Here is a 24,004-nt window from a genome sequence, read left to right on the forward strand (position 1 = left end):
TTTAAAAATACACTCTAAATTTTCATTTGGAGTATCAAAATATACACATATATTATGTTTAAAACTATTAAAAGCGACTTGCCTGCAAGTATCGTCGTATTCTTTGTTGCTTTACCTTTATGTTTAGGTATTGCCTTAGCTAGTGGAGCCCCTCTTTTTTCAGGAGTAATTGCAGGAATTGTTGGAGGTGTTGTAGTTGGAGCCATTAGTGGTTCTAAAATTGGAGTTAGTGGACCTGCTGCTGGTTTAGCAGCTATTGTATTAACAGCTATTGCTTCTTTAGGAGGTTATGAAAACTTTTTAGTAGCTGTAGTTTTAGGAGGTATTATTCAAATTCTTTTTGGAATTCTTAAAGCTGGTGTAATCGGATATTATTTCCCTTCATCTGTAATTAAAGGAATGCTTACTGGTATTGGAGTTATCATTATTTTAAAACAAATTCCTCACTTCTTCGGATATGATGCTGAACCAGAAGGAGCGGATAGTTTTATTGAATCATCTGGTGAAAATACATTTTCTGCAATCTTTAATATTGTAGATAATATTACAATGGGGTCAATGGTTATTGGTTTTATCGGATTAGCTATTTTAATCCTTTGGGATAAAGTTTTAAGTAAAAAAGGTAAAATATTTCATATAATCCAAGGTCCATTAGTTGCTGTTGTTAGTGGTATTATTTTCTTTACTCTTACTCAAGGAGACGGAACATTAGCAATTCAAGCTTCTCACTTAGTAAGCGTACCAATTCCTGAAAGTGTAGATTCATTCTTAGCTCAATTTACTTTCCCTAATTTTAGCGCTATTACCAATTATGAAGTTTGGGTAACTGCGTTTACTATTGCTTTAGTAGCTAGTTTAGAAACTTTACTTTGTGTTGAAGCTACTGATAAATTAGACCCTGAAAAAAATGTAACCCCAACCAATAGAGAATTAGTTGCTCAAGGAACAGGAAACATTTTATCTGGTTTAATCGGTGGTTTACCTATTACGCAAGTAATTGTAAGAAGTTCAGCAAACATCCAATCTGGAGGTAAATCTAAAATGTCTGCTATTATTCACGGTTTATTATTATTAATATCGGTAATCTTAATTCCAACTTTATTAAATAAAATACCTTTATCAGTTTTAGCAGCTATTTTACTTGTAGTAGGTTACAAATTAGCAAAACCAAGCTTATTTAAGCAAATGTATGCTTTAGGATGGAAGCAATTTGTACCATTCATTATAACAGTTTTAGGTATAGTTTTTACCGATTTATTAACTGGTATCTCATTAGGTTTAGCAGTAGGAGTTGTTGTTATTTTAATTAAGAGCTACCAAAACTCACACTTCTTACACATTGAAGACAAGAGTAATGGTGCACACAAAATAAAAATGACACTTGCTGAGGAAGTAACTTTCTTTAACAAAGGCGCTATCTTAAAAGAATTAGATAGTTTACCTAGAGATACGTATTTAGAGCTAGATGTACGCAAGACAAGATATTTAGACAATGATATTGTTGAAATATTAGAAGATTTCGCCGTTAAAGCCAAAGAAAGAAATATTAATATTAAACTTATTTCTGAACGTGGTGAGGTTGAAAATCCAGATAGCTTTATTCAGTTCTTCAAATTAAGACCGAAAGTAGCATAATACATTTAAAAAATACTATACTAAGAATACCTCACATAAAGTATAATTAGTATTCATTAAAAAGACATAAATAATTTTATAAAAAATATAAATCATGAAAGCACATACTAAAGAAACTCAAGCTACTATGACTCCTGAAAAGTCATTACAATATTTAAAAGAAGGAAATTTAAGATTTCAAAATAACTTAAAAGCAAACCGTAACTTATTAGAGCAAGTTAACGATACCAGAGAAGGTCAATTTCCTTTTGCTACTATTTTAAGTTGTATCGATTCTAGAGTTTCTGCTGAATTAGTTTTCGACCAAGGTTTAGGAGATATTTTTAGCGCAAGAATTGCAGGTAACTTTGTAAACGAAGATATTTTAGGTAGCATGGAGTTTGCTTGTAAATTAGCTGGTACTAAATTAATCGTAGTATTAGGACACACAAGTTGTGGTGCCGTTAAAGGAGCTTGTGATAATGCTGAGTTAGGTAACTTAACCTCTATGTTAGCTAAGATTAAGCCAGCTGTAGAAGCTGTAACTGAGCCTAAAGATGAAAATTTAAGAAACTCATCTAACATCGAGTTTGTAAATAACGTTGCTGAAAAGAACGTGCAATTAACAATTGACAGAATTTTAAACGAAAGTGAAGTGCTAGCAGATATGCATAAAAACGGTGAGATTATGATCGTTGGAGCTATGTACAACATTGAAGACGGTGCTGTTACTTTTTTCGAATAAAAATCTCCCCTCTTGATTTTACACCACAAAGAGAATCTAAATTTAATTTTAGATTCTCTTTTTTTATTAACTTCGGAAATTATTTTTTTCTCGTTAATTAGAAACGATAAAAACTCTTCTAATAAACAATACTTACAACTATGAATCTATCTAAAATTTTTGACAACAATAAAGAGTGGGTAAAAAACAAACTTTCTTCCGATAAAGACTACTTTAAAAAATTAAACGAAGGGCAAAACCCAGAATTATTATATATAGGTTGTTCCGATAGTAGAGTTTCTGCTGAAGACTTAATGGGACTAGATCCAGGTGATGTTTTTGTACACAGAAATATTGCTAATATGGTTCCTGCAATTGATTTAAATTCTGCTTCAGTAATTGAATATGCTGTGGAACATTTAAAAGTAAACCATATTGTGGTTTGCGGTCATTATTCTTGTGGTGGTGTAAAAGCTGCAATGCAATCTGCCGATTTAGGGTTATTAAACCCATGGTTGCGTTATATCAGAGATGTGTACCGTTTACATAAAGATGAGTTGAATAAAATTAAAGATGATAATGAACGTTATGACCGTTTAGTTGATTTAAACGTACAAGAACAATGCGTTAACCTTATTAAAACTGCTGCTGTACAAAAAGCTTACAGAGATAGAGGTTTAAAAGTACATGGTTGGGTTTTTGATATTAAAACAGGTAACCTCATCGATTTAAACATCGATTTTGAACACATATTAGCAGATATTATGGAGATTTACCATTTAGACTAAAAACAAAAACGGATGAAAAGTTTCATCCGTTTTTGTTTTTATATACTGAGATCTAATTCTAAAGTGTTCTTTTCTTCTTCATTTTCATCATCCTTAATAATTGAAGGAAAAATGGTTGGTGCTATTTTTTTTACTGGTTTATATAATATAGACTCTTCTAAACTTTCTTGCTTTACAAACGGAATAGTATCATTCATCTTTCCGAAGAAAATAAATACCACACTTAAAATCAATCCTATTTTTAAAGCTCCAAAAACACCTCCAAGTATTTTATTTAAAATTCCAAGGGAAGCAAAATCAGCTATTTTCGTTAATATTTTCCCTAGTAGAGCTATTACAATAATTATCACTACAAAAGTTCCTGCAAATGCTGCTAAAGAAATGTACTTTTCGTCCCAAGTAACACTATTTTTCAACCAATCTCCAATAAAATACGAAAAGTGAATTGCTCCATATACTCCAGCAACTAAGGCTACCAACGAAGCTATTTCAACAAATAATCCTTTCATTATACCTCTTACAAAACCGAAGAGTAACAAAGCTGTGATAATAATATCAAAAGTATTCATAAGTGTGAAAACAAATTACATGCTCAAATATACACAACTCATTTGTATCTTTGCTTTTTTCTAAAAAACACAAATGACTAAAGAAACCAACTTAAAAGAAAAATGGGACTTCGTGGTAACTCAATTATCACAACAATTCGCTGATGGAGATGAATTAAATATAGATGGGATTATTTATTTAATTGGTGTTCAAGAACTCGGACAAGGTCATAGAAAGTTTAAAAAAGATGAAAAAGTTAATCTGATGCACATTGCAATTTGTAAGTTGTTAGAACCTTACGGGTACTATGAATTCGATTTTTTTGACAATGATGGTTGGCCTCACTATAAAACCTTAACTGAGCTTCCAACGTTAAAACCTGGAGAACAGTCGGTTTTAATGAAAGAAGCTATTATTAATTATTTTGAAATAATTGACTTTTTTAATTAAGTAACACTTAATTTTCGAATCATTTTTGATAATATCCTTGGAAAGAAACGTTTGGTATAAACTCCTAATTTTTCTTTAACTCCGGCAATATATACCTCCTCTCGTTTGTTTCGAATAGCTTTAAGCATCTGTTTAGCAAACTCATCAGGATGAATACCGTTTTCCGTAGCTATATCCATGGTATTTTGTGGACTTCCATCACCAGTTAATGCATTTTTAGAAACATTCGTTGTTACAAAACCTGGACAAATTAAAGTAACAGTAATATTATCATTATGGTGTTCTGCTCGTAAACTATCAAAAAAACCATGTAAAGCATGTTTAGTAGCAGCATAAGTAGAACGTAACGGAGTTCCAATTTTTCCTACTATGCTAGTAGTTACCACAAAATGTCCTGATTTATTTTCAATAAAATGAGGTAATAAAGCTTTTGTTAAAGCAACTGTTCCTAGATAATTAATATCCATTAATCTCTTGTCAACTGCTATAGAAGTATCTTTTACCAATGAGCGTTGACTTATACCTCCGTTGTTTACTAAAACGTCAATTCTACCAAAAACTGAAATAGCTTCATCTACTTTAGTAACTAAATCATCATAAGCTTCTAAATCTAGAGCAAGAACAGCTATATTTTCAGGAAACTTACATTGTTTCTTAACTTCGTACAAAGCACTTTCATTTCTCGAAGAGATAATTAATTTTGCTCCTAGATTAGCTAATTCAATCGTTAAAGATTTCCCTATACCTGATGACGCACCAGTAATCCAAAATACTTGATCTTTAAATTTCATGTTATCAAACAATTAAAAAAACATTTCTAAAATACATAAGAAAAAATAAATGTGGTATACTTCTTGGATAGAAGCTTGTAAATACCTAGTTTTAAAACCTTATTAGCAACCCTTTAAAATATTATGATGAAAAAACTACTCGCTCTATTAATATTTACAACATCACTAGTTAATGCTCAATATACTATCAAAGGTACTATGACCCCTCCAGACAAAGGTGATTGGGTGATTTTATATAAGATAGAAGGCGCTAAACAAAACTTTGTTGCAAACACTACTATTCAACTAGATACTGTAATTATTAGTGGAGAAAAACAAGTATTAGGTAAATTTAACTTTGAACTTCCTGGAACAGCTCCTACTGGTGCTTACAGAGCTACCTATAGAAATACAGGTGCTGGTTTTGTTGATTTTTTCTTTAACAAAGAAAATGTTGAATTTGTTTTTAATCCTAAATTTTCTGATCAATCAGCTGTAGTATTCACAAGTTCTAGAGAAAATAAATTGTATAGTGAATACCTACAAGCATACAATGCAGTGCAAAAAAAGATAGATTCTTTTCAAGCTTCTTATATAGAAACTGAAGATAAAGATGCAAAAAAAGCCTACAAGAAAGAAGTAAAAGAGCTTGAAGACGTACAAAAAACGTATGAGAATAAATCTGAAGGAATGTTAGTAAATAGCTTTATAAAAGCATCTCGTCGATACAACTCATACAACCCTCACGACAACCTAAAAGATTATTTATCTGCTACTAGTGAAAACTTTTTTGAATATATTGATTTTAAAAGTGAAGACTTATTCAACTCTTCATTCTTAATTGATAAAATCAGTGATTATGTATTTTATTTAAACTATTCTGAAGATAAAGAAGTACAACAAGAATTAATTAAAGAATCTATCAAAAATGTTATGAAGAAAATTTCTTCTGACAAATTAGAAAAGGCTGTTACTTACTACTTAATCAGTGCACTTACCGATAAAAGAAATGGTCCTGCTGTAGATTGGATGTTTGAAGAATATTTTGACAAATTACCTAGTAAAGACCAAGATGTTGAATTTAAAAAAGAAAAGTTAGATGTCTTACTTGCAACTATAGATAGAATTGCTCCTGATTTTTCTTGGGAAGAAAACGGACAAGAATTAAAATTATCTACCTTAAACGATGGTGACAAGTACTTGTTAGTATTCTGGAGTACCGGTTGCCCTCACTGTATAAAAGAAATACCGGAATTATATAAGTTCATGCAAACTCATAAAGAAATTTCTGTAATTTCTTTTGGTATAGAAAACGACACTACTGAATGGACAGAGTTTGTTAAAGATTTACCAGAATGGCATAATGCAGTAGGAACTCATCCTGAGTACAAATTTGATAATGAAACAGTAAAGAAATATAACTTACTAGGCACACCTTCTTATTTCATATTAGACAAGAGCAAAAAAATTATTGCAATGCCTGATCATGTTGAAGATGTAGAAAAATATTTTAATGGAGGGAAAAGCAATTAATCCCCTCAATTAAACCATAAAAAAAGCTCAACAAAATTTGTTGAGCTTTTTTTATGGTTTAAAAATATAGAAACGCATCTTTAATATGCGCTATTTTAAACACTCCTTTTTCTTTTAAAACAGCTATAATATCAAATTGTACTTCAACATCTAAATCTCGTTCATTTACATAATTATCAATAGCGCTTACTAGTAATTTTATTTTCTTCGGATTCACAAAATCCTCAGGATTTCCAAAATCTATAGACGACCTTGTCTTTACTTCAACAGCTATTAACAAGTCACTTTTTTTAGCGATAATATCTACTTCCGCTTTTTGAAAACGATAATTTTTTTCAACAATTTCATATCCGTTTTTTAATAGGTAATCTACTGCTAATTGCTCTCCTTTCTTACCAAGCTCATTGTGTTGTGCCATATAAAAACTTATATTTGAATAACCTTAAAACAATTTACCATGAAAAAAAATATGGGAAACACCGACAAAGCTATTAGAACTCTAATTGCTTTAATTATTGCGGCACTTTCTTACTTTGAGATTATCTCAGGAATTTTAGGTAATGCCTTACTCATACTAGCTATTATTTTACTAATTACTAGTTTTATTAATTTTTGTCCATTATATCGTTTATTTGGTATAAATACTCGAAAAGACAAAAATTAAATTACTTAAATAGTACTGTAGAAGTTTCTTTTTGAATATTTAAAGAAACTTCTCTTCCTAAAATCAAAGCTCTGTTATCTGGCTCATGTCCTGCTGGAAAGTTAAAAAGAACAGGAATATCTTTTGGAACAACCTCTAAAATCAACTGTTCTATTGAACTTCCCCATGGAGTTGTGTTTCTTTTTATCTTAGTCATATCACCTACAATAATAGCCTTAACTTTTGTAAAGTAACCTGCGCGCTTTAAACTCTGTAACATTCGGTCAATCGAATATTTGTATTCCCCTATTTCTTCAATAAATAAAATTTTACCATCCGTAGAAATTTGACTATCAGACCCCAACATTGAAGCTAAAATAGCAATGTTACCTCCTACCAATTCTCCCGAAACATTCCCTACTCTATTCTTGTTTGAAGAGGGAATTGAATATCCTAGCTCCTCACCAAACAAAGCTTTTTTAAAAGTAGCAATGGTTTGTACAAGCTCTTCTGGTTTTTCTTCCATACTTGTACCCATCATAGCATGTAACGTTTCTATTCCTAAATTATGAATATGATTATGAAATGCTGTAACATCAGAATAACCAACAATCCATTTAGGATGCTGTTTAAACTTCGTAAAATCTAATTTATCAATAATCCTAACTGAACCATATCCACCACGAGCACTCCAAATTGCTTTAATATTCGGATTATCTAATGCATCTTGAAAATCTTGACAACGTTCCTCATCAGTACCCGCAAAATGATCATTTTGATTAAACATATGTTTACCATAAACCACTTCTAACCCCCAACTTTCTGCTAACTTTTTTGCTTTATCAATTGTTTGTTTACGGTTTTTTAAAATTCCAGCAGGAGCTACAATAGCTATTGTATCTCCTTTTTGTAAATAAGGCGGTGTTATTAATTTCATAGTTTTATTTTGCGTATAAACCGATGTAATTATCAATAAAAAAAATAAAGTGAAAATTCTTTTTTCCATAAACAAGTCTCTTTCTCGATTCTAAAAGTTTAAAATCCATCAAATGTACCTAATTTATAACAGTATAAAAAATTGCTTTTTCGTACTTTTGCGCTTTAATTTTAGTCAAAAAACATGAGTACACCAAAAAGATATACAATTACAGCTGCATTGCCTTATACAAATGGTCCAATTCACATCGGTCACTTAGCAGGGGTTTATGTTCCTGGAGATATTTATGCTCGTTATTTACGTCAAAGAGGTAAAGACGTAGCCTATATTTGTGGTTCAGATGAACACGGAGTTGCCATACCAATGCGTGCTAAAAAAGAAGGTGTTACTCCGCAAGCTATTATTGATAAATACAACGGGATTATCAAAAAATCGTTTGAAGATTTCGGAATTTCTTTTGATAATTATTCGCGTACCTCAGCAGAAATTCATCACAAAACTGCTTCTGATTTCTTTACCAAATTATACAACGATGGTGAATTTATTGAAGAAGTTACACAACAATTATACGATGAAGAAGCGAATCAATTTTTAGCAGATCGTTTTGTTATTGGTACTTGTCCAAAATGTGGAAATGAAGAAAGTTATGGTGATCAGTGCGAAAAATGTGGAACAAGCCATAATGCTACTGATTTAATCAATCCTAAATCGGCAATTACTGGAAATGTGCCTACCTTAAAAGAAACCAAACACTGGTTTTTACCACTGGACAAGCACGAAGCTTTTTTACGCGAATGGATTTTAGAAGGCCATAAAAACGATTGGAAACCTAACGTATTAGGACAAGTAAAATCGTGGATTGATGATGGATTACGCCCTCGTGCCGTAACCCGTGATTTAGATTGGGGAATTCCTGTTCCTGTTGAAGGCGCAGAAGGCAAAGTATTATACGTTTGGTTTGATGCACCTATCGGATATATTTCTTCTACTAAAGAATGGGCAGAACGTGAAGGAAAAAATTGGGAAGATTACTGGAAAAGAGATGATACTAAATTAGTACACTTTATTGGTAAAGATAATATCGTGTTTCACTGTATCATTTTCCCTGCAATGTTAAAGGCGCATGGCGATTTTATTTTACCAGATAATGTACCAGCAAATGAGTTTTTAAATTTAGAAGGAAATAAGTTATCTACTTCTAAAAACTGGGCGGTTTGGTTACATGAATATTTAGAAGATTTCCCTAATCAACAAGATGTATTACGTTATACTTTAACAGCCAATGCACCTGAAAATAAAGACAACGATTTTACTTGGAAAGATTTTCAAGCAAAAAATAATAATGAATTAGTAGCTATTTTTGGAAACTTTATCAATCGTGTTGTAGTATTAACAAACAAATACTATAACGGTGTTGTTCCTACACCAAATGATTTTAGTGAAGTTGATGAAGAAACTTTAGAACAACTAAAACAATTCCCAGATGTTATTGCAAAATCAATCGAGCGTTATCGTTTTAGAGAAGCCTCTCAAGAAATGATGAATTTAGCACGTTTGGGTAATAAGTATTTAGCAGATGAGGAGCCTTGGAAAGTTATTAAAGAAGATGAAGAACGTACAAAAACGATTATGTATGTAGCCTTACAAATTGCTGCTGGTTTAGCAGTATTATCAGAACCGTTTTTACCTTTCACCTCAACAAAGTTAAAATCAATTTTAAATATCGATGACAATCTTACTTGGAATGACATCGCTGAAAAAGACGTTTTATTAGCAGAAAACCATCAAGTAAATAAAGCTGAATTATTGTTTTCTAAAATTGAAGACGCTACTATCCAAGCACAATTAGATAAATTAGAAGCTACTAAAAAAGCCAATGAAGCTGCAAACAAAGTAGCAGAACCTCAAAAAGACACTATTGAGTTTGATGATTTTACTAAAATGGACATGCGCGTTGGAACCATTTTAGAAGCAGAAAAAGTAGCGAAAGCTAAAAAATTATTAAAGCTAAAAGTTGATGTAGGTATTGATGTTCGTACCATAGTTTCTGGTATTGCTGAAAGCTTTAAACCGGAAGATATCGTCGGACAACAAGTAACTGTTTTATGTAACTTAGCACCAAGAAAAATTCGTGGTGTAGAAAGCCAAGGTATGATTTTAATGACCGATACTCCTGATGGTAAATTAGCCTTTGTACAACCTTCAGAAAAAGTAAATAACGGAGAGTTTATTGCTTAAAATATATTTACAAGATAAAAAAACCTCGCAGTTAGCGAGGTTTTTTGTTTTACACATTCTTTAACCAGCCTACGATACTTAAGCGAGGTCTTGTCAACGCTACTTTTACCTCATGCTCGGTTACATCACTCTTAAAAAAAGCAACCCTTCCTCCAATTGGTAAAATAGTTTCTGTCTTTTCTTTAGTATACAGTACTAACTCTCCTCCATCATCAGTATTCCATTCGTCATTTAAATATAGTACGAACGAAAATAATCTTCCATTATCGGTTTGAAATTGATCTATATGACGTTTGTAAAAACTACCTATATCATAATACGCATAATGAAACTCAAAAGCATTAATACTCGTATAACACGTTTTGTTTAAATAATTGGAAAACTCATTCATTTTTTGGATAAACATTTTCTCCAAATCATCTTCAGTTTTTTCGTTTATCCAACAAATAACATCTCGTCTTATTTCTTTATCTTTTGTATAGTCGGAATCTTTTCCAATACCCGCTCTATACATGGTTCCTTCTTTATAATGTTGCATTAAATTATTCCGAAGTCCTGCTATCAAATCAGCAGAAAAAAAATCATCACAAACTCCAAACTCGTTGGAAATTAAGCCAGTAATCAATCGCTCATACTGTTGCTTATGCAATTCATTTACAGTTGTTTGCATCAATAAATTTACAATTAGACTAACCGCGAAAGATAGTCTAAAAACATATAGATTGTATACCCCCGAATAAAAATTTATATTTGTTTTATTTTATGAATTTACTATCCTTAATAGGTTCACATACCACCCCAAAAAAAATTTGAAGTATGTGTTTTAATTATTACTCACTACATCTTTTATTTCTGATAGAAACATTTTATCACTTGATTTACCTAATCGAATAATAATTAAGTCTTCATTAGGTACTATATAAACAATTTGTCCTAAAATACCCAAAGCATAATAATCATCTGAACATTCATAACTATACCATTGGTATTGATAACAATCATTAGTCTTATTTGCCTTTGTTAACTTTTCCACCCATTTATCTGAAACAATCTGCTTACCATTAAATTTACCTTTATTTAAAACCAAACGAGCTAATTTTGCCAAATCAATAGCAGTAGTATTTAAACAACAAAATGCCTTTGTATTTTTACGCACCATATCATCTAAACTCCAAGTAGCATTGTTTTCCATTTGTAATGGTTTCCATAATTTTTCTTCTAAGTATTTTCCTAATTGTTTACCACTAGCACGTTCAATTGCTATCCCTAAAAGTGTAGTACATACACTTTGGTAATCATGAAAAGTTCCTGGTTCATGAATAAATTCTAATTTTGAAATTTGTTTTATCTGGTTTTTACCATAATATAGTTTGCTTACTTCATCAAACGGATTACTATAAGTTTCACTAAACTTTAACCCTGAACGCATATTTAATAAATGCTCTATAGTTAATTTATCAAATGTCTTATTTGCCTTTGAAAGCTCAGGAATGTATTTAGTTATAGGGTTGTTCACGCTTTCAATTATTTGCTCGTCTATAGCAATCCCCATTAGTAGAGAAGTTACTGATTTTGATACCGAAAAAATATTAGAAATAGAATCACGCTTATATCCTTCATAATATTTTTCATAAAGAATAGAATCATTTTTTATAACCATAAAAGCGGTTGTTTCTGTTTCTTTATCCAAGTAATCATCTATAACGTAGTCTTTTCCTTTTTCTGTAAAACTGATATTAGTTATTCTTTTTGCTAATTCAGAGTTTGTTCCATCTTTAAAATAAAATGTTTCATTTCCTTTATTGACTTCTGTGTACGGAAAAATTTTATGGTCGTCAATGTCTGCCTTATAATATCTAATCATTCTACCTATATGGCAAGATTGTAAACACATAACTGTTAAAAGAAGTACTATTTTTTTCATCATTTTTAAATTAATTAATAATGTCAAAAATATATTTTCAGTTATTGAAAACCCTTTTAAACACTAGGCTTGTGACGAAATGTTATGTATTTGTGGCTAAGAGTAATTCTTTTTTTATTGAAGTTTGTAAAGCTCTTGATACTGGTACACATGAATTAAAACCAAGATCTATAAAAAGTTTTTTGTTTTCAGTTTTAAACTGTTTAAAATGTATTTGATTAATCAAAAATGAGCGATGTGTTTTTAATAAAAAAGGTAAAGATTTTTCAATTTCTGAAAGTGTTTTTCGTATCAATTTTTTTTGAAGAATACCATTTTCTACATAATTTACTTCAATGTAATTATCAGATGATTGAATAAAAATCAATTCTTTCGGGTTTATCGTTATCACCTCATATTTTCCATTTCCTTTAATTGTAATTTTATCTTCTAAAACAATTCTTTCCGAAAACTTTCCTAAAACATACCTAGAGATCAACAAAAAAGGTAAAATAATCGCCAATGCTGGGAGGTAAACCTTCTTAAAATAATCGTAATATTCGTAAGTATGCGGTTCATTATTAACTATGAAATTTTTATAAAATAAAAAGTTTATCCAAAAACCAACAAAAATCATTACTAAGATAAAGATTAACTCATTTATATATACCCAACACTTTTGTTTTGAAACATAAATACTTTGATATCCTAAAGAAATACAATAACAAAGTCCTTGAATAGCCCCATAAATTGGTAAAAAGGTCATTTTCTCTGTGAGTGTAAATCGATTAATATCAAAAGGTTCGGCAAAATATAAAAATAGAAATACCCATAAGCTAAGTGCAAATGAAATCCATAAATGGTCTTTAACATTTTTATCAAGTGGATATTTTTTCTTCATCAAGAATTTAATTCGAGAGTCAAATCTAGCAAACTTAGCTTAAAAATCAAGTTATCAATCGATTCCTTTTTCGTTATTTTTGTCCTATAAATTAACTTATTCTTTTGATACATTTTATAACCTCTCGCACCCAAATCTCTCAAAAATCAATTCAAAACACTATTGAACTGTTAAATGAAGATTGCACTATTCCTTTTATAGCTCGTTACCGAAAAGAAAAAACGGGAAATTTAGATGAAGTTGAAATCGGTCAAATTGTACAATTCAAAGAACACTTTGAAGCCTTAGAAAAAAGAAAGGCAGCAATTTTAAAAACCATTGAAGAACAAGATGCCTTGACCGATGAGTTGAAGGCTAAAATTGAAAAAACTGAAGATTTAACTACTTTAGAAGACATCTATCTTCCCTATAAAAAGAAACGTAAAACCAAAGCGGAAACGGCTCGTAAAAACGGATTAGAACCGTTGGCAAAAATGATTATGAGCCAGCGAGTAAACGATTTAGAATTTACCGCTTCAAAATACCTTTCAAGCAAAGTAGAACATATTGATGATGCTTTAGAAGGTGCTCGTCATATTATTGCGGAATGGATTAATGAGCGAACTGATGTTCGAAATAATATTCGTTATCAATTGGAACGTTTTGCTACGATTGCCACTAAAGTTGTAAAAACTAAAAAAGAAGACGAAGCTGCACAAAAATTTAAAGATTACTTTGATTGGGAAGAAAACCTAAGTCGCATTCCTTCTCACCGACTATTAGCTATTTTACGTGCCGAAAAAGAGGGGTATATTCGTGTTAAGATTAGTATTGATGACGAACGAGCACTTCAAAAAATAGAAGACAGAATTATTCGTTCACATAACGAATGTGCTGAACAAATTGAACTGGCTATTTCTGATGCATACAAACGTTTGTTATTCCCTGCACTATCAAACGAAGCTTTATCCATTGCCAAAGAAAAAGCAGATGAAAATGCCATTAAAGTATTTGCTAAAAACCTACAACAATTATTATTAGGTTCTCCTTTGGGTGAGAAACGAATTTTAGCTATCGACCCTGGATTTAGAACAGGATGTAAAATAGTTTGCTTAAATGCTCAAGGCGATTTATTACATAACGAAACTATTTTTCCACACGCGCCACAACATCAGTCGAAAGAAGCAATGAACAAACTTAGCTCGTTAGCAGATGCTTATAAAATAGAAGCAATTGCGATTGGTAACGGAACTGCTTCTAGAGAAACAGAGCAATTAGTGAAACGTGTGTATTTTAAAAACTCGGTAGAAGTATTTGTAGTAAGTGAAGCAGGAGCATCAATTTATTCTGCTTCAAAAATTGCACGAGATGAATTTCCTAATTATGATGTAACAGTTCGTGGTGCAGTTTCAATCGGACGTCGATTAGCTGATCCTTTAGCTGAATTGGTTAAAATTGAAGCTAAATCAATCGGCGTTGGGCAATATCAACACGATGTAGATCAAACACAACTAAAAAAATCGTTAGATACCGTAGTTGAACACTGTGTAAACAAAGTTGGTGTTAATGTTAATACAGCTAGTGCTTCTTTATTAAGTTATGTTTCAGGTATTGGTCCTAAACTAGCAGAAAACATCGTGAATTACCGAAATGAACATGGTGCTTTTACTAACAGAACCGCTATTAAAAAAGTGCCTCGCTTGGGAGGAAAAGCTTTTGAACAATCAGCTGGGTTTCTTAGAGTAAAAAATAGTGACAATCCTTTAGATGATTCAGCAGTACACCCTGAACGTTATACTTTAGTAAAACAAATAGCAAAAGATGTAGGTAAAAAAGTGGATGATTTAATTGGAAACTCTTCCGTGTTAAAACAAATTAAATTACAACAATACGTAACTGACTCTTACGGGCTACCTACTCTTCAAGACATTGTAAAAGAATTGGAAAAACCAGGATTAGACCCTCGTGAAAAAGCCAAAGCCTTTAGTTTTAATGAACATATTAAAACGATTGATGATGTAAAAGAAGGTATGATACTTCCAGGCATTGTAAACAACATCACCAATTTTGGTTGTTTTGTTGATATTGGAATTAAAGAAAGTGGTTTAGTACATGTTTCTAATCTATCTGATACTTTTGTTAAAGATGTAAATGAGCATGTAAGCTTGCATCAACATGTACAAGTTAAAGTATTGGAAGTTGATACTTCAAGGAAACGTATTCAATTAAGCATGGATTTTTAATATAAAAAGAGCGGTTAAAAACCGCTCTTTTACTTTTTCTTTCATTATAGTAGTTTTCCCACTTATTTATTTCCTAACATTAATAATTCATTACAAACTACTTCAGTTACATAGCGTTTATTACCTTCTTTATCTTCAAAAGAACGTGAAGTAAGCTTGCCTTCAATCATTACTTCTTTACCCTTTTCTAAGTACTTCTCAATAATTTCTGCAGTTTTATTCCAAGCAACCACATTGTGCCATTGCGTATCCGTTACTTTTTCTCCTTGCGAATTCTTGTAAGTTTCATTAGTTGCAATAGCAAATTTTGCTAGTTTCTTGCCACTTTCTAAAGTGATAACTTCTGGGGTATTTCCTAAATTTCCAATTAACTGTACTCTGTTTTTTAGTGCGTTCATAATATTTATTTTTAATGTTAAACAGTTAAGACTCTGTCATTCAAACTAATTGACACTGCAAAGATGAAACACCTTGCAAATTAAAAGTGGTTAGTAATCGTTTATTTTCGTTTGTAATTGAATGTAATCGTTTAAATATTTTTAATATATTTGAAATCAAATAGTTAGAGTATGAAATTTTATTTAGAAACAGAACGTTTAATTTTAAGAGAGTTTAGAGAAAGTGAAACTGAGGGAATTTTTAAGTTAGACTCAAATCCTGAAGTACATAAATATTTAGGAAAGAATCCCATTACAACCTACAAGCAAGCTGAAGATATCATCACATTTTTTAAAGAACAATATAAAGAAAAAGGCATTGGTAGGTTTGCTGCTTTTGAAAAATCTTCTGGAGAATTTATTGGATGGTCAGGATTAAAACTCAATACAGGGGAAAAAGAAGAATTAAATGGATTTACTGATTTTATAGACATCGGTTATCGTTTTATTCCTCGTTATTGGGGTAAAGGGTATGCTTCAGAATCTGCTTTTACTTGTTTAGACTTCGGCTTTAAAGAAATGAATTATGATGTTATTTATGGTGCTGCTGATGTAGAAAATATCGGCTCTAACAAAATTCTACAAAAAATAGGTCTACAATTTGTAAATGAATTTGGCTTTAAGGGAGTAAATGTTAACTGGTACGAACTTAAAAAATCAGACTATGGAAAATAAACAATGTTTAGAGTGTGGAGAAAAGGTTATCGGACGAATTGATAAAAAATTCTGTTCCGATTACTGTCGCAATGCATACAATAACAAAGTAAACAAGAATAGTAAGAATCTTATTAGAAACACTAATAATCGCTTACGAAAAAACTATAAAATTCTTTCCGAACTGAACGTTACCGGTAAAACAAAAGTAACGCGTCGTAAACTATTTGATAGAGGTTTTGACTTTAAATTCATCACATCCCTCTATACCACAAAAACAGGAAACACCTATTTTTATGTATACGACCAAGGATATTTAGAGTTGGAGAATGAATTCTATCTATTAGTTAAACAGGAGTAATTACTTCCATGTATTTCCTTTGAGTTTCATGGCGGCAATTAATACATCCTTTTGACTAATCTGCCCAACTAGTTTTCCATTTTCAACAATAGGGAAACGCCTTCTACGAGATTCTAAAAACTTATTGGCAGCATCTAATATGTTTGTATTACCATCAATCGTTTCAACCTCTTTCACCATGGCTCTTCCAACGGTACTATTTTCTATCGGTAAATTATAATACCTACTATCTGAAATTTGTTTAATACAATCTCCTTCTGAAATAATACCTACAAGTTCATTATTATCATTTATAACTGGACCTCCTGATATTTTGTGATTAATTAAAATATTAATAGCCTCTTCAATAGATTGATCTTCCTTAAACGTAATAAGCTTCTTTGTCATGTAATCTGACACTAAAATTGGCTCCTCCTCTTTTTCTGGTGGATTATTTCGTTTACCTTGAAAATTGATAATTCCCATAATAATTAGTTTTAGGATAGACTTAAATATACTGATTTTTAACTAATTAAAAACAAGTGTGTTAAAAAATAAATTACCTATTTTTATAAGGGATAAAATTAAACTATGAAAACATCAAGAAATTACCTAGCTGTAATCATTATCATTTTAACAGTTTATTGGAGCTTTAACGATATGATACCTAGTGTTTCATCTACTAAAAAAGAAGTGAAAGCTGTTGACTTTTCTATAGACAATGCACTATATCATCTAAAACAAATTTCACAAAAACCACATCATACTGGTACAAAAGAACACAAAATTGTACAAGAATATCTTGTTCAAGAATTAAAAAAACTAGGGTTAAAACCTGAAATTCAATATCAAACAGCTATCAATAAAAAATGGAGAGCTGCTACAACCACAGAAAATATTCTTGCTAGGATTAAGGGAAGCGATAGTAGCAAAGCTTTATTGCTATTATCACATTACGACTCAAATCCACACTCTTCTTTGGGAGCTAGTGACGCGGGCTCTGGCGTAGTAACTATTTTAGAAGGTGTTAGAGCTTACTTAGCAGCAAATAAAACCCCTAAAAACGATGTTATCATACTTTTTTCTGATGCAGAAGAATTAGGTTTATTAGGAGCTCAAGCGTTTGTTGAAAATCATCATTGGGCAAAAGATGTTGGTTTAGTTTTAAACTTTGAAGCACGTGGTAGCGGCGGATCTAGTTATATGTTGATGGAAACTAACGGAAAAAACAAAACGTTACTTTCTGAATTTCTGAAAGCAAACCCAAATTACCCTGCAGCAAACTCACTAATGTATGGAGTATATAAAAAACTTCCTAACGATACCGATTTAACAATTTTTAGAGAAAAAGGAAATATTAATGGGTTTAATTTCGCTTTTATTGATGATCATTTTGACTATCATACCGAACAAGATTCTTACGAACGATTAAATAGAGAAACCTTACTTCATCAAGCTGATTACTTAACTAGTACATTAAACTATTTTGCAGATGCTGACTTAACTAATTTAAACAGTGACACCGACTATATTTATGTTAACTTTCCTTTTACCAAACTTTTAACCTATCCTTTCTCTTGGGTTTTACCCATGTTAATTATTGCTTTAGTTATTTTTATTGCATTGGTTTTTGTAGGGGTTTCAAGAAAAAAAATAACTACTGTCGGAATGTTAAAAGGATTTATCCCTTATATAATTTCATTGGTAGTTTGCATAGGGGTATCGTATGGTTTATGGCAATTGCTATTAATTATTCATCCACAATATACCGATATATTACACGGATTTACCTATAACGGACATCAATACATCATTGCTTTTGTATTTTTAAACCTTTGGTTAATTTTTAAAACATACTCATTCTTTAAAGAACACAAAACAACAGACTTATTAATTGCTCCTATTACCTTTGGATTAATTGTAAATTACCTCATATATATAAATCTTCCAGGTGCTGGTTTTTTAATTATTCCAGTATATGCTTCATTATTTATTTTAGCAATTCTACTTTTAATGAACATTAAAAAGGAATCTAAAGGTACTTTGTTTGCAATTCTATCGATTCCTACTATTTATATGGTTGCTCCAATGGTACAACTATTCCCTGTTGCTTTAGGTTTAAAAATGTTATTGATTTCAGCGGTACTTTTAGTACTTCTTTTCGGATTTATGCTTCCTGTTTTTCAACAAGAAAAACTAAAAAATGGATGGCAGTCTCTTACAGGTTTTGTAGCGTTATTATTTTTTGTTTTGGCTACTTTTAATAGTGGGTTTTCAATAGAAAAGAAAAAACCTAACAGCTTAGTTTTTATTCAAGATTCTGACACTAACACATCCTATTGGGCTAGTCATAATAAAACCCTAGACGGATATACTAAACAATTTTTTAACGAAGATTCTCCTCAGGGAGGACAAAACTTAATTGCTGGAAATAGCAAGTACAATACTTCTTTCAATTATTATAAAAAAACAGACAATAAAGACATTGCTATTTCTAATATAAATATTAATAAAGACACTATTATTAGCGGGAAGAGAAATATCTCTTTTAGTATAGTTCCAACACGTACTATTGATAGATATGAATTGTTTACAGCTTCTAAGATAACCTTAACCAACCTTACTATTAACGGTACTTTATATAATTCTGGAAAAGCTTTTACTGCTGATAAAGGTACCTTACTTATCTACCAAATGGCAAATACTGATAAAGACTTGACTATTTCTTTTTCTATTGATAAAAACGTACAACCAGGTATTACATTAAATGAAATATCTAACGATTTACTATCGCATCCTAAGTTTACTATCAAACCAAGAAGTGAAGTAATGATGCCAATGCCTTTTGTAGTTAACGATGCTATTATTTGTAGTAGAAAAATAAAACTCTAAATAAAAAAGCTCAACTTTAAAAGTTGAGCTTTTTTATTATTTATATAGCTATTTCTAATCAATATGTGAAACACGTAAAGTGTTTACCATTCCTTTTGCTTCAACAGGCATTGAAGATAGGTTAATTATAAAATCTCCCGATTTTACAAAACCTTTCTCTTTAGCTATTTCGTTAATATCTTCAATAGTATCGTCGGTACTTAAATCTCTGTCATAAAAATAAGCTCTAACTCCCCATAACAAATTCAACTTTCCTAAAATTCTCTTTTCAGATGAAAATGCTAATACATGTGATTTTGGTCTCCAAGCAGAAATTTGAAAAGCTGTATATCCACTATTAGTTAAGGTTGAGATAGCAGCTGCATTAATATCATCTGCCATTAATGCTGCATGGTGACAAACTGATTTAGTAATAAATCTTTTTGTACGAATATGTGGCGGTTCTTGCGGAACTTCAATTAAGTCTGAAAATTCAACACTACCAATAATTTCAGTCATTTTTTGAATAACTCTAACTGGATGTTTACCAACCGACGTTTCCCCTGAAAGCATAACTGCGTCAGCCCCATCCATAATAGAGTTGGCCACATCATTTACTTCTGCTCTAGTTGGTACCGAATTTTCAATCATGGTCTCCATCATTTGCGTTGCAATGATTACAGGAATTCTCGCTTGTTTAGCTCTACGAACCAACATTTTTTGTATTAAAGGTACATCTTGCATTGGTACTTCAACTCCTAAATCACCACGAGCTACCATTAAACCGTCACAGTATGGAATTAAAGCATCAATATTTTCAACCGCTTCTGGTTTTTCAATCTTAGCAATTACTGGAACTCTATAACGTGACTTCTGTTTAATCAAATCACGAAGAATACGTAAATCTTCTGGCGTTCTTACAAAAGAAAGCGCAATCCAATCTACCTCTTGCTCTAAAGCAAAAACAACATCTTTCTTATCTTTTTCGGTTAAAGCAGGTAATGATATTTTAGTATTAGGTAAGTTTACTCCTTTTTTCGATTTTAAAGGACCACCTACAACAACTTTAGTTACAACTTCTTTCTCTTTGTCTGTTGCAACTACTTCAAATAATAGCTTACCATCATCAACTAAGATCTTTTCTCCAACTTTTACATCTTTAGGAAAATGTTGATAGGTCATAAAAGCCTTTTCTTGGGTTCCTTCACATTTCTCTGTAGTAAAAATAAAGGTATCTCCTGCCTTTAACTCCACTCCTTCTTCCATTACCCCTACTCTTAACTTAGGACCCTGCAAATCGGCTAGAATTGCTACATTATACCCTCTTTCTTCATTTATTTCACGTATTTGACGAATACGTTCTTTTACTACATCATAATCAGCGTGTGAAAAATTAATTCTAAAAACATTAACACCTGCAGCAGCCATATCTGCTAAAACTTCTTTAGTACTGGTTGCTGGACCTAATGTTGCTACAATTTTTGTTTTCTTGTTATGTGGCATATTATTAAAAAATTAAAAAGTCTTTCGACTTTAATGAGTTTACCTCTATTTCGTAAGAGGTTATTATTTGTTGAATTTGATTGATTTTTTCTATTAACTTCACGATAAAATCGTAATCAAATCCTCCTTCTATCTTTAAGAAAAAATCAACTTTTTTCTTTTCTGGAATCAAAAAACTGGTTGAATCACTTTGACCAAAAAGACTTATTGATTCTGTTTCAAGAGTATATTTAAATACATTGGATATTAAAAACCAATCTTGATCTAATTTTGTATTTGTATACTCGTATACGATGTATGAAGATTCTATATTCTTTTGAAAAAAATCTAAATCGTAATTTGCTCTACGAAAGTTAACTTGTAAGTGTTTATTTAACAAATACGCTAACCTATAGTCATTCAAAGTAGTATGGATGCCTATTAACGTGTAATCGTCGTTAGAAAAATCATTAATATTAACCTCATAAATTGGCATAAAACAACTATTTGCTTTTTGCTAAATTAATGAATGTATCTATAATAGTGTGTAAATTTTTCGAAAACGTTTTCTCGAAAATGTTAAGGATTTAGCATTTGACTTTGCATAGCATAGTACACTCTTTTAGCTGCAATTTCTTCTGCTTTTTTCTTAGAGGTTGCTCTACCTTTTGCTATAATATTACCATCTATACTTACACGTACACTAAAATGCTTCTTATTTTGGTTACCTGAATCTTCATAAGACTCAAATTTGTATTTTTTCTTCTGCTTTTGACACCATTCAATAACAAAACCTTTATAACTTGATATTTTACCCTCAAGTCTTTCAATATCTACATAAGGCATTATAACTTGTTCGTATATGAACTGATGACAATAGTTATACCCTCTGTCTAAATAAATAGCACCAATGAGAGCTTCAAAAATATTTCCATGAATGTTATTACTAACATGTTCTTTGGAAATATTACTTTTTACAAATTTAATTAAGTCCAAATCTTTACCTAAATCATTCAAGTGCTCTCTACTAACAACTTTAGAGCGCATTTGTGTTAAGTACCCTTCGTCTCCATCGGGTACTTTTTTAAATAGGTAAGAAGCGATTACCGTTCCTAAAATAGCATCTCCCAAAAACTCTAAACGTTCATAGTTAACTGGGTTTCCCTTACTGTCAACTAACTTTAGAGATCTGTGCGTAAATGCTTTTTTATAAAGTGATAACTTAATTGGTTTAAAATTAAGTAACTCTTTTAATTCGTAGTAGAAGTTTTCGTCCTCCTTATTTTGGGGTTTGACAATTCTACGAAGAAAATTCATAAAAGATTAATCTAGTTTTCTAAAGGCTACACAGGCATTATGACCACCAAAACCAAATGTATTGCTCATTGCAACCTTAATCTCTCTTTTTTGAGCTTTGTTTAACGTTAAATTTAACTCTGGGTTGATGTTTTCATCAACGTTACTGTGATTAATTGTTGGGGGAACAACACCGTGCTCCATAGCTAACAATGAAGCAATAGCTTCAACTGCACCAGCAGCACCTAACAAATGTCCTGTCATAGACTTTGTTGAATTGATATTAATGTTTTTAGCATGATCTCCAAAAACTTCAGAGATTGCTTTTAACTCTGCAACATCTCCTAAAGGGGTAGAAGTACCGTGAGTGTTGATATGATCTACGTCTTCTGGTTTTATTCCAGCATTTTCAAGACAGTTCTTCATTACAGCAATTACACCTATTCCGTCAGGATGTGGTGCTGTCATGTGGTAAGCATCCGAAGATAAGCCTCCACCTATAACTTCAGCATAAATTTTAGCTCCACGAGCTTTGGCATGTTCGTATTCTTCTAAGATAATAGCTCCTGCTCCTTCACCTAATACAAATCCGTCACGTTCAGCATCAAATGGTCTTGAAGCTGTTTCTGGACTCTCATTTCTGGTAGATAAAGCATGCATAGCATTAAAACCTCCCATACCAGCAATTGTAACTGCAGCTTCACTACCACCTGTTACAACTACATCACAATGACCAAGTCTGATGTAATTTAATGCATCAATCATTGCGTTTGCAGATGATGCACAAGCAGATACCGTAGTATAATTAGGCCCCATAAATCCATTTTTAATAGAAATGTTTCCTGGTGCAATATCTGCAATCATCTTTGGAATAAAGAATGGGTTAAATCGAGGTGAGCCGTCACCTTCAGCATAGTTTAACATTTCATTTTGAAATGTTTCTAAACCTCCAATACCAGCACCCCAAATAACACCAACTCTTAATTTGTTTACTTCGTCTAAGTTTAACTTCGCATCAGCAATTGCTTCATCAGAGGCAACCATTGCATACTGAGTAAACCTATCCATTTTTCGAGCTTCTTTTCTATTAATGAATTCAGTCGCGTCGAAGTTTTTAAGTTCACATGCGAAACGAGTTTTGAACTTGGCAGCATCAAAATACGTTATAGGTGCTGCTCCGCTAACTCCGTTAACTAAGCTATTCCAATACTCTTCTTTATTGTTTCCTATTGGCGTTAATGCGCCAAGTCCAGTTACTACAACTCGTTTTAATTGCATATAATCTTATTTTTTTGCGTCTTCAATATAGCTAATCGCTTGACCTACAGTACCAATGTTTTCTGCTTGATCATCTGGAATTTGGATATCAAATTCTTTTTCGAATTCCATGATTAACTCAACTGTATCTAAAGAATCTGCTCCTAAATCGTTTGTGAAGCTTGCTTCGTTAGTTACTTCGTTATCGTCTACTCCTAATTTGTCTACGATAATTGCTTTTACTCTTGATGCAATGTCTGACATAATTTGTTTGTTTTAAAATTTAAAATCGTGGCAAAAATACAAATCTTAGTTATTAATTCTAACTTTTGCACAAAAATGTGATGTCTAAATTAAAAAAAATACCTGAATATTTTGCTACAAATACCACCATT

The 24,004-nt window shown here is 31.4% G+C and carries 25 protein-coding genes; 11 read left to right on the top strand and 14 right to left on the bottom strand.

The genetic code is table 11. The features are described from left to right. Positions 1-54 precede the first annotated feature (54 nt). The 3 genes from C8N26_RS01520 (at position 55) to C8N26_RS01530 (ending at position 3,126) form a co-directional block, all read left to right on the top strand. On the top strand, positions 55-1,635 hold the full coding sequence (locus tag C8N26_RS01520; protein ID WP_120185733.1) for a SulP family inorganic anion transporter: 1,581 nt from the start codon (positions 55-57) through the stop codon (positions 1,633-1,635). 94 nt (positions 1,636-1,729) lie between these two features. After that, entirely contained in the window at positions 1,730-2,359 is a 630-nt protein-coding gene (locus C8N26_RS01525) for a carbonic anhydrase family protein (RefSeq protein ID WP_120185734.1), read from the top strand. 140 nt (positions 2,360-2,499) lie between these two features. Beyond that, complete coding sequence (locus C8N26_RS01530) at positions 2,500-3,126, top strand: carbonic anhydrase (protein WP_120185735.1); 627 nt, start codon at positions 2,500-2,502, stop codon at positions 3,124-3,126. A 38-nt stretch (positions 3,127-3,164) separates the two neighbouring features. Here C8N26_RS01530 and C8N26_RS01535 read toward each other — a convergent pair whose 3' ends face one another. Continuing rightward, positions 3,165-3,695 carry a CvpA family protein gene (locus C8N26_RS01535; protein ID WP_028891412.1) on the bottom strand — a complete coding sequence of 177 codons (531 nt, stop codon included), beginning with the start codon at positions 3,693-3,695 and terminating at the stop codon, positions 3,165-3,167. Positions 3,696-3,768: 73 nt separating this feature from the next. On the opposite strand from C8N26_RS01535, the gene C8N26_RS01540 reads away from it, so the two are divergent. Further along, positions 3,769-4,125, top strand: a complete 357-nt coding sequence (locus C8N26_RS01540; RefSeq protein WP_028891413.1) for a hypothetical protein — start codon at positions 3,769-3,771, stop codon at positions 4,123-4,125. On the opposite strand, the gene C8N26_RS01545 is transcribed toward C8N26_RS01540, so the two are convergent. Further along, complete coding sequence (locus C8N26_RS01545) at positions 4,122-4,916, bottom strand: SDR family oxidoreductase (protein ID WP_120185736.1); 795 nt, start codon at positions 4,914-4,916, stop codon at positions 4,122-4,124. The genes C8N26_RS01540 and C8N26_RS01545 overlap by 4 nt on opposite strands. A gap of 126 nt (positions 4,917-5,042) precedes the next feature. Between C8N26_RS01545 and C8N26_RS01550 the strand changes: the two genes are divergently transcribed. Next, complete coding sequence (locus tag C8N26_RS01550) at positions 5,043-6,428, top strand: TlpA disulfide reductase family protein (RefSeq protein WP_170141615.1); 1,386 nt, start codon at positions 5,043-5,045, stop codon at positions 6,426-6,428. A 58-nt stretch (positions 6,429-6,486) separates the two neighbouring features. On the opposite strand, the gene C8N26_RS01555 is transcribed toward C8N26_RS01550, so the two are convergent. Further along, positions 6,487-6,846, bottom strand: coding sequence for a YraN family protein (locus C8N26_RS01555; RefSeq protein ID WP_120185738.1), 360 nt, complete (start codon positions 6,844-6,846; stop codon positions 6,487-6,489). A gap of 39 nt (positions 6,847-6,885) precedes the next feature. On the opposite strand from C8N26_RS01555, the gene C8N26_RS01560 reads away from it, so the two are divergent. Beyond that, complete coding sequence (locus tag C8N26_RS01560; RefSeq protein WP_028891417.1) at positions 6,886-7,092, top strand: YgaP family membrane protein; 207 nt, start codon at positions 6,886-6,888, stop codon at positions 7,090-7,092. Position 7,093: 1 nt separating this feature from the next. Here the strand turns inward: C8N26_RS01560 and C8N26_RS01565 are convergent, their stop codons facing one another. Then, positions 7,094-8,008, bottom strand: coding sequence for a S66 peptidase family protein (locus C8N26_RS01565; protein WP_317124619.1), 915 nt, complete (start codon positions 8,006-8,008; stop codon positions 7,094-7,096). Between the two features lie 183 nt (positions 8,009-8,191). On the opposite strand from C8N26_RS01565, the gene metG reads away from it, so the two are divergent. Then, positions 8,192-10,246 carry a methionine--tRNA ligase gene (gene metG / locus C8N26_RS01570; RefSeq protein WP_120185740.1) on the top strand — a complete coding sequence of 685 codons (2,055 nt, stop codon included), beginning with the start codon at positions 8,192-8,194 and terminating at the stop codon, positions 10,244-10,246. 49 nt (positions 10,247-10,295) lie between these two features. Here the strand turns inward: metG and C8N26_RS01575 are convergent, their stop codons facing one another. From C8N26_RS01575 to C8N26_RS01585, 3 genes are all read right to left on the bottom strand, one after another. After that, positions 10,296-10,916 (bottom strand): 2OG-Fe(II) oxygenase, encoded by a 621-nt coding sequence (locus C8N26_RS01575; protein WP_120185741.1) that lies wholly within the window; start codon positions 10,914-10,916, stop codon positions 10,296-10,298. A 153-nt stretch (positions 10,917-11,069) separates the two neighbouring features. Beyond that, positions 11,070-12,170 (bottom strand): serine hydrolase domain-containing protein, encoded by a 1,101-nt coding sequence (locus C8N26_RS01580; protein WP_170141616.1) that lies wholly within the window; start codon positions 12,168-12,170, stop codon positions 11,070-11,072. Between the two features lie 82 nt (positions 12,171-12,252). Next, positions 12,253-13,050 carry a LytTR family DNA-binding domain-containing protein gene (locus C8N26_RS01585; RefSeq protein WP_120185743.1) on the bottom strand — a complete coding sequence of 266 codons (798 nt, stop codon included), beginning with the start codon at positions 13,048-13,050 and terminating at the stop codon, positions 12,253-12,255. Positions 13,051-13,154: 104 nt separating this feature from the next. Here C8N26_RS01585 and C8N26_RS01590 point away from each other — a divergent pair, with 104 nt between their 5' ends. Then, positions 13,155-15,272, top strand: coding sequence for a Tex family protein (locus C8N26_RS01590; protein ID WP_394342630.1), 2,118 nt, complete (start codon positions 13,155-13,157; stop codon positions 15,270-15,272). Positions 15,273-15,334: 62 nt separating this feature from the next. Here C8N26_RS01590 and C8N26_RS01595 read toward each other — a convergent pair whose 3' ends face one another. Next, the gene (locus tag C8N26_RS01595; RefSeq protein ID WP_028891422.1) at positions 15,335-15,670 is read right to left on the bottom strand and encodes a single-stranded DNA-binding protein; all 336 of its coding nucleotides are present in this window, start codon (positions 15,668-15,670) and stop codon (positions 15,335-15,337) included. Positions 15,671-15,841: 171 nt separating this feature from the next. Between C8N26_RS01595 and C8N26_RS01600 the strand changes: the two genes are divergently transcribed. Together C8N26_RS01600 and C8N26_RS01605 are read left to right on the top strand one after the other, a co-directional pair. Next, entirely contained in the window at positions 15,842-16,384 is a 543-nt protein-coding gene (locus C8N26_RS01600; RefSeq protein ID WP_120185745.1) for a GNAT family N-acetyltransferase, read from the top strand. After that, on the top strand, positions 16,374-16,724 hold the full coding sequence (locus tag C8N26_RS01605; protein ID WP_120186066.1) for a hypothetical protein: 351 nt from the start codon (positions 16,374-16,376) through the stop codon (positions 16,722-16,724). The genes C8N26_RS01600 and C8N26_RS01605 overlap by 11 nt, the downstream gene beginning before the upstream one ends. Here the strand turns inward: C8N26_RS01605 and C8N26_RS01610 are convergent, their stop codons facing one another. Next, entirely contained in the window at positions 16,725-17,189 is a 465-nt protein-coding gene (locus C8N26_RS01610) for a CBS domain-containing protein (RefSeq protein WP_120185746.1), read from the bottom strand. A 105-nt stretch (positions 17,190-17,294) separates the two neighbouring features. On the opposite strand from C8N26_RS01610, the gene C8N26_RS01615 reads away from it, so the two are divergent. Further along, positions 17,295-19,595 carry a M20/M25/M40 family metallo-hydrolase gene (locus C8N26_RS01615; protein WP_120185747.1) on the top strand — a complete coding sequence of 767 codons (2,301 nt, stop codon included), beginning with the start codon at positions 17,295-17,297 and terminating at the stop codon, positions 19,593-19,595. 54 nt (positions 19,596-19,649) lie between these two features. Here the strand turns inward: C8N26_RS01615 and pyk are convergent, their stop codons facing one another. From pyk to C8N26_RS01640, 5 genes are all read right to left on the bottom strand, one after another. Then, positions 19,650-21,077, bottom strand: a complete 1,428-nt coding sequence (gene pyk / locus C8N26_RS01620) for a pyruvate kinase (protein WP_120185748.1) — start codon at positions 21,075-21,077, stop codon at positions 19,650-19,652. 4 nt (positions 21,078-21,081) lie between these two features. Then, on the bottom strand, positions 21,082-21,552 hold the full coding sequence (locus C8N26_RS01625) for an IPExxxVDY family protein (RefSeq protein ID WP_120185749.1): 471 nt from the start codon (positions 21,550-21,552) through the stop codon (positions 21,082-21,084). An 83-nt stretch (positions 21,553-21,635) separates the two neighbouring features. Next, positions 21,636-22,373, bottom strand: coding sequence for a ribonuclease III (rnc, locus tag C8N26_RS01630; RefSeq protein WP_120185750.1), 738 nt, complete (start codon positions 22,371-22,373; stop codon positions 21,636-21,638). Positions 22,374-22,379: 6 nt separating this feature from the next. After that, a complete protein-coding gene (gene fabF / locus C8N26_RS01635; RefSeq protein ID WP_028891430.1) occupies positions 22,380-23,630 on the bottom strand; it encodes a beta-ketoacyl-ACP synthase II in 1,251 nt (416 codons plus the stop codon). A 6-nt stretch (positions 23,631-23,636) separates the two neighbouring features. After that, positions 23,637-23,873 carry an acyl carrier protein gene (locus C8N26_RS01640; RefSeq protein ID WP_028891431.1) on the bottom strand — a complete coding sequence of 79 codons (237 nt, stop codon included), beginning with the start codon at positions 23,871-23,873 and terminating at the stop codon, positions 23,637-23,639. Between the last annotated feature and the right edge of the window lie 131 nt (positions 23,874-24,004).

It is taken from the genome of Tenacibaculum lutimaris (assembly GCF_003610735.1).
GTDB lineage: Bacteria > Bacteroidota > Bacteroidia > Flavobacteriales > Flavobacteriaceae > Polaribacter > Polaribacter lutimaris.

What these genes read in the sequence shown, in the direction of transcription:
- C8N26_RS01520 (WP_120185733.1), top strand. Translation starts at nt 55, where the DNA reads ATGTTTAAAACTATTAAAAGCGACTTGCCTGCAAGTATCGTCGTATTC.
- C8N26_RS01525 (WP_120185734.1), top strand. Translation starts at nt 1,730, where the DNA reads ATGAAAGCACATACTAAAGAAACTCAAGCTACTATGACTCCTGAAAAG.
- C8N26_RS01530 (WP_120185735.1), top strand. Translation starts at nt 2,500, where the DNA reads ATGAATCTATCTAAAATTTTTGACAACAATAAAGAGTGGGTAAAAAAC.
- C8N26_RS01535 (WP_028891412.1), bottom strand. Translation starts at nt 3,695, where the DNA reads ATGAATACTTTTGATATTATTATCACAGCTTTGTTACTCTTCGGTTTT.
- C8N26_RS01540 (WP_028891413.1), top strand. Translation starts at nt 3,769, where the DNA reads ATGACTAAAGAAACCAACTTAAAAGAAAAATGGGACTTCGTGGTAACT.
- C8N26_RS01545 (WP_120185736.1), bottom strand. Translation starts at nt 4,916, where the DNA reads ATGAAATTTAAAGATCAAGTATTTTGGATTACTGGTGCGTCATCAGGT.
- C8N26_RS01550 (WP_170141615.1), top strand. Translation starts at nt 5,043, where the DNA reads ATGAAAAAACTACTCGCTCTATTAATATTTACAACATCACTAGTTAAT.
- C8N26_RS01555 (WP_120185738.1), bottom strand. Translation starts at nt 6,846, where the DNA reads ATGGCACAACACAATGAGCTTGGTAAGAAAGGAGAGCAATTAGCAGTA.
- C8N26_RS01560 (WP_028891417.1), top strand. Translation starts at nt 6,886, where the DNA reads ATGAAAAAAAATATGGGAAACACCGACAAAGCTATTAGAACTCTAATT.
- C8N26_RS01565 (WP_317124619.1), bottom strand. Translation starts at nt 8,008, where the DNA reads ATGAAATTAATAACACCGCCTTATTTACAAAAAGGAGATACAATAGCT.
- metG (WP_120185740.1), top strand. Translation starts at nt 8,192, where the DNA reads ATGAGTACACCAAAAAGATATACAATTACAGCTGCATTGCCTTATACA.
- C8N26_RS01575 (WP_120185741.1), bottom strand. Translation starts at nt 10,916, where the DNA reads ATGCAAACAACTGTAAATGAATTGCATAAGCAACAGTATGAGCGATTG.
- C8N26_RS01580 (WP_170141616.1), bottom strand. Translation starts at nt 12,170, where the DNA reads ATGAAAAAAATAGTACTTCTTTTAACAGTTATGTGTTTACAATCTTGC.
- C8N26_RS01585 (WP_120185743.1), bottom strand. Translation starts at nt 13,050, where the DNA reads ATGAAGAAAAAATATCCACTTGATAAAAATGTTAAAGACCATTTATGG.
- C8N26_RS01595 (WP_028891422.1), bottom strand. Translation starts at nt 15,670, where the DNA reads ATGAACGCACTAAAAAACAGAGTACAGTTAATTGGAAATTTAGGAAAT.
- C8N26_RS01600 (WP_120185745.1), top strand. Translation starts at nt 15,842, where the DNA reads ATGAAATTTTATTTAGAAACAGAACGTTTAATTTTAAGAGAGTTTAGA.
- C8N26_RS01605 (WP_120186066.1), top strand. Translation starts at nt 16,374, where the DNA reads ATGGAAAATAAACAATGTTTAGAGTGTGGAGAAAAGGTTATCGGACGA.
- C8N26_RS01610 (WP_120185746.1), bottom strand. Translation starts at nt 17,189, where the DNA reads ATGGGAATTATCAATTTTCAAGGTAAACGAAATAATCCACCAGAAAAA.
- C8N26_RS01615 (WP_120185747.1), top strand. Translation starts at nt 17,295, where the DNA reads ATGAAAACATCAAGAAATTACCTAGCTGTAATCATTATCATTTTAACA.
- pyk (WP_120185748.1), bottom strand. Translation starts at nt 21,077, where the DNA reads ATGCCACATAACAAGAAAACAAAAATTGTAGCAACATTAGGTCCAGCA.
- C8N26_RS01625 (WP_120185749.1), bottom strand. Translation starts at nt 21,552, where the DNA reads ATGCCAATTTATGAGGTTAATATTAATGATTTTTCTAACGACGATTAC.
- rnc (WP_120185750.1), bottom strand. Translation starts at nt 22,373, where the DNA reads ATGAATTTTCTTCGTAGAATTGTCAAACCCCAAAATAAGGAGGACGAA.
- fabF (WP_028891430.1), bottom strand. Translation starts at nt 23,630, where the DNA reads ATGCAATTAAAACGAGTTGTAGTAACTGGACTTGGCGCATTAACGCCA.
- C8N26_RS01640 (WP_028891431.1), bottom strand. Translation starts at nt 23,873, where the DNA reads ATGTCAGACATTGCATCAAGAGTAAAAGCAATTATCGTAGACAAATTA.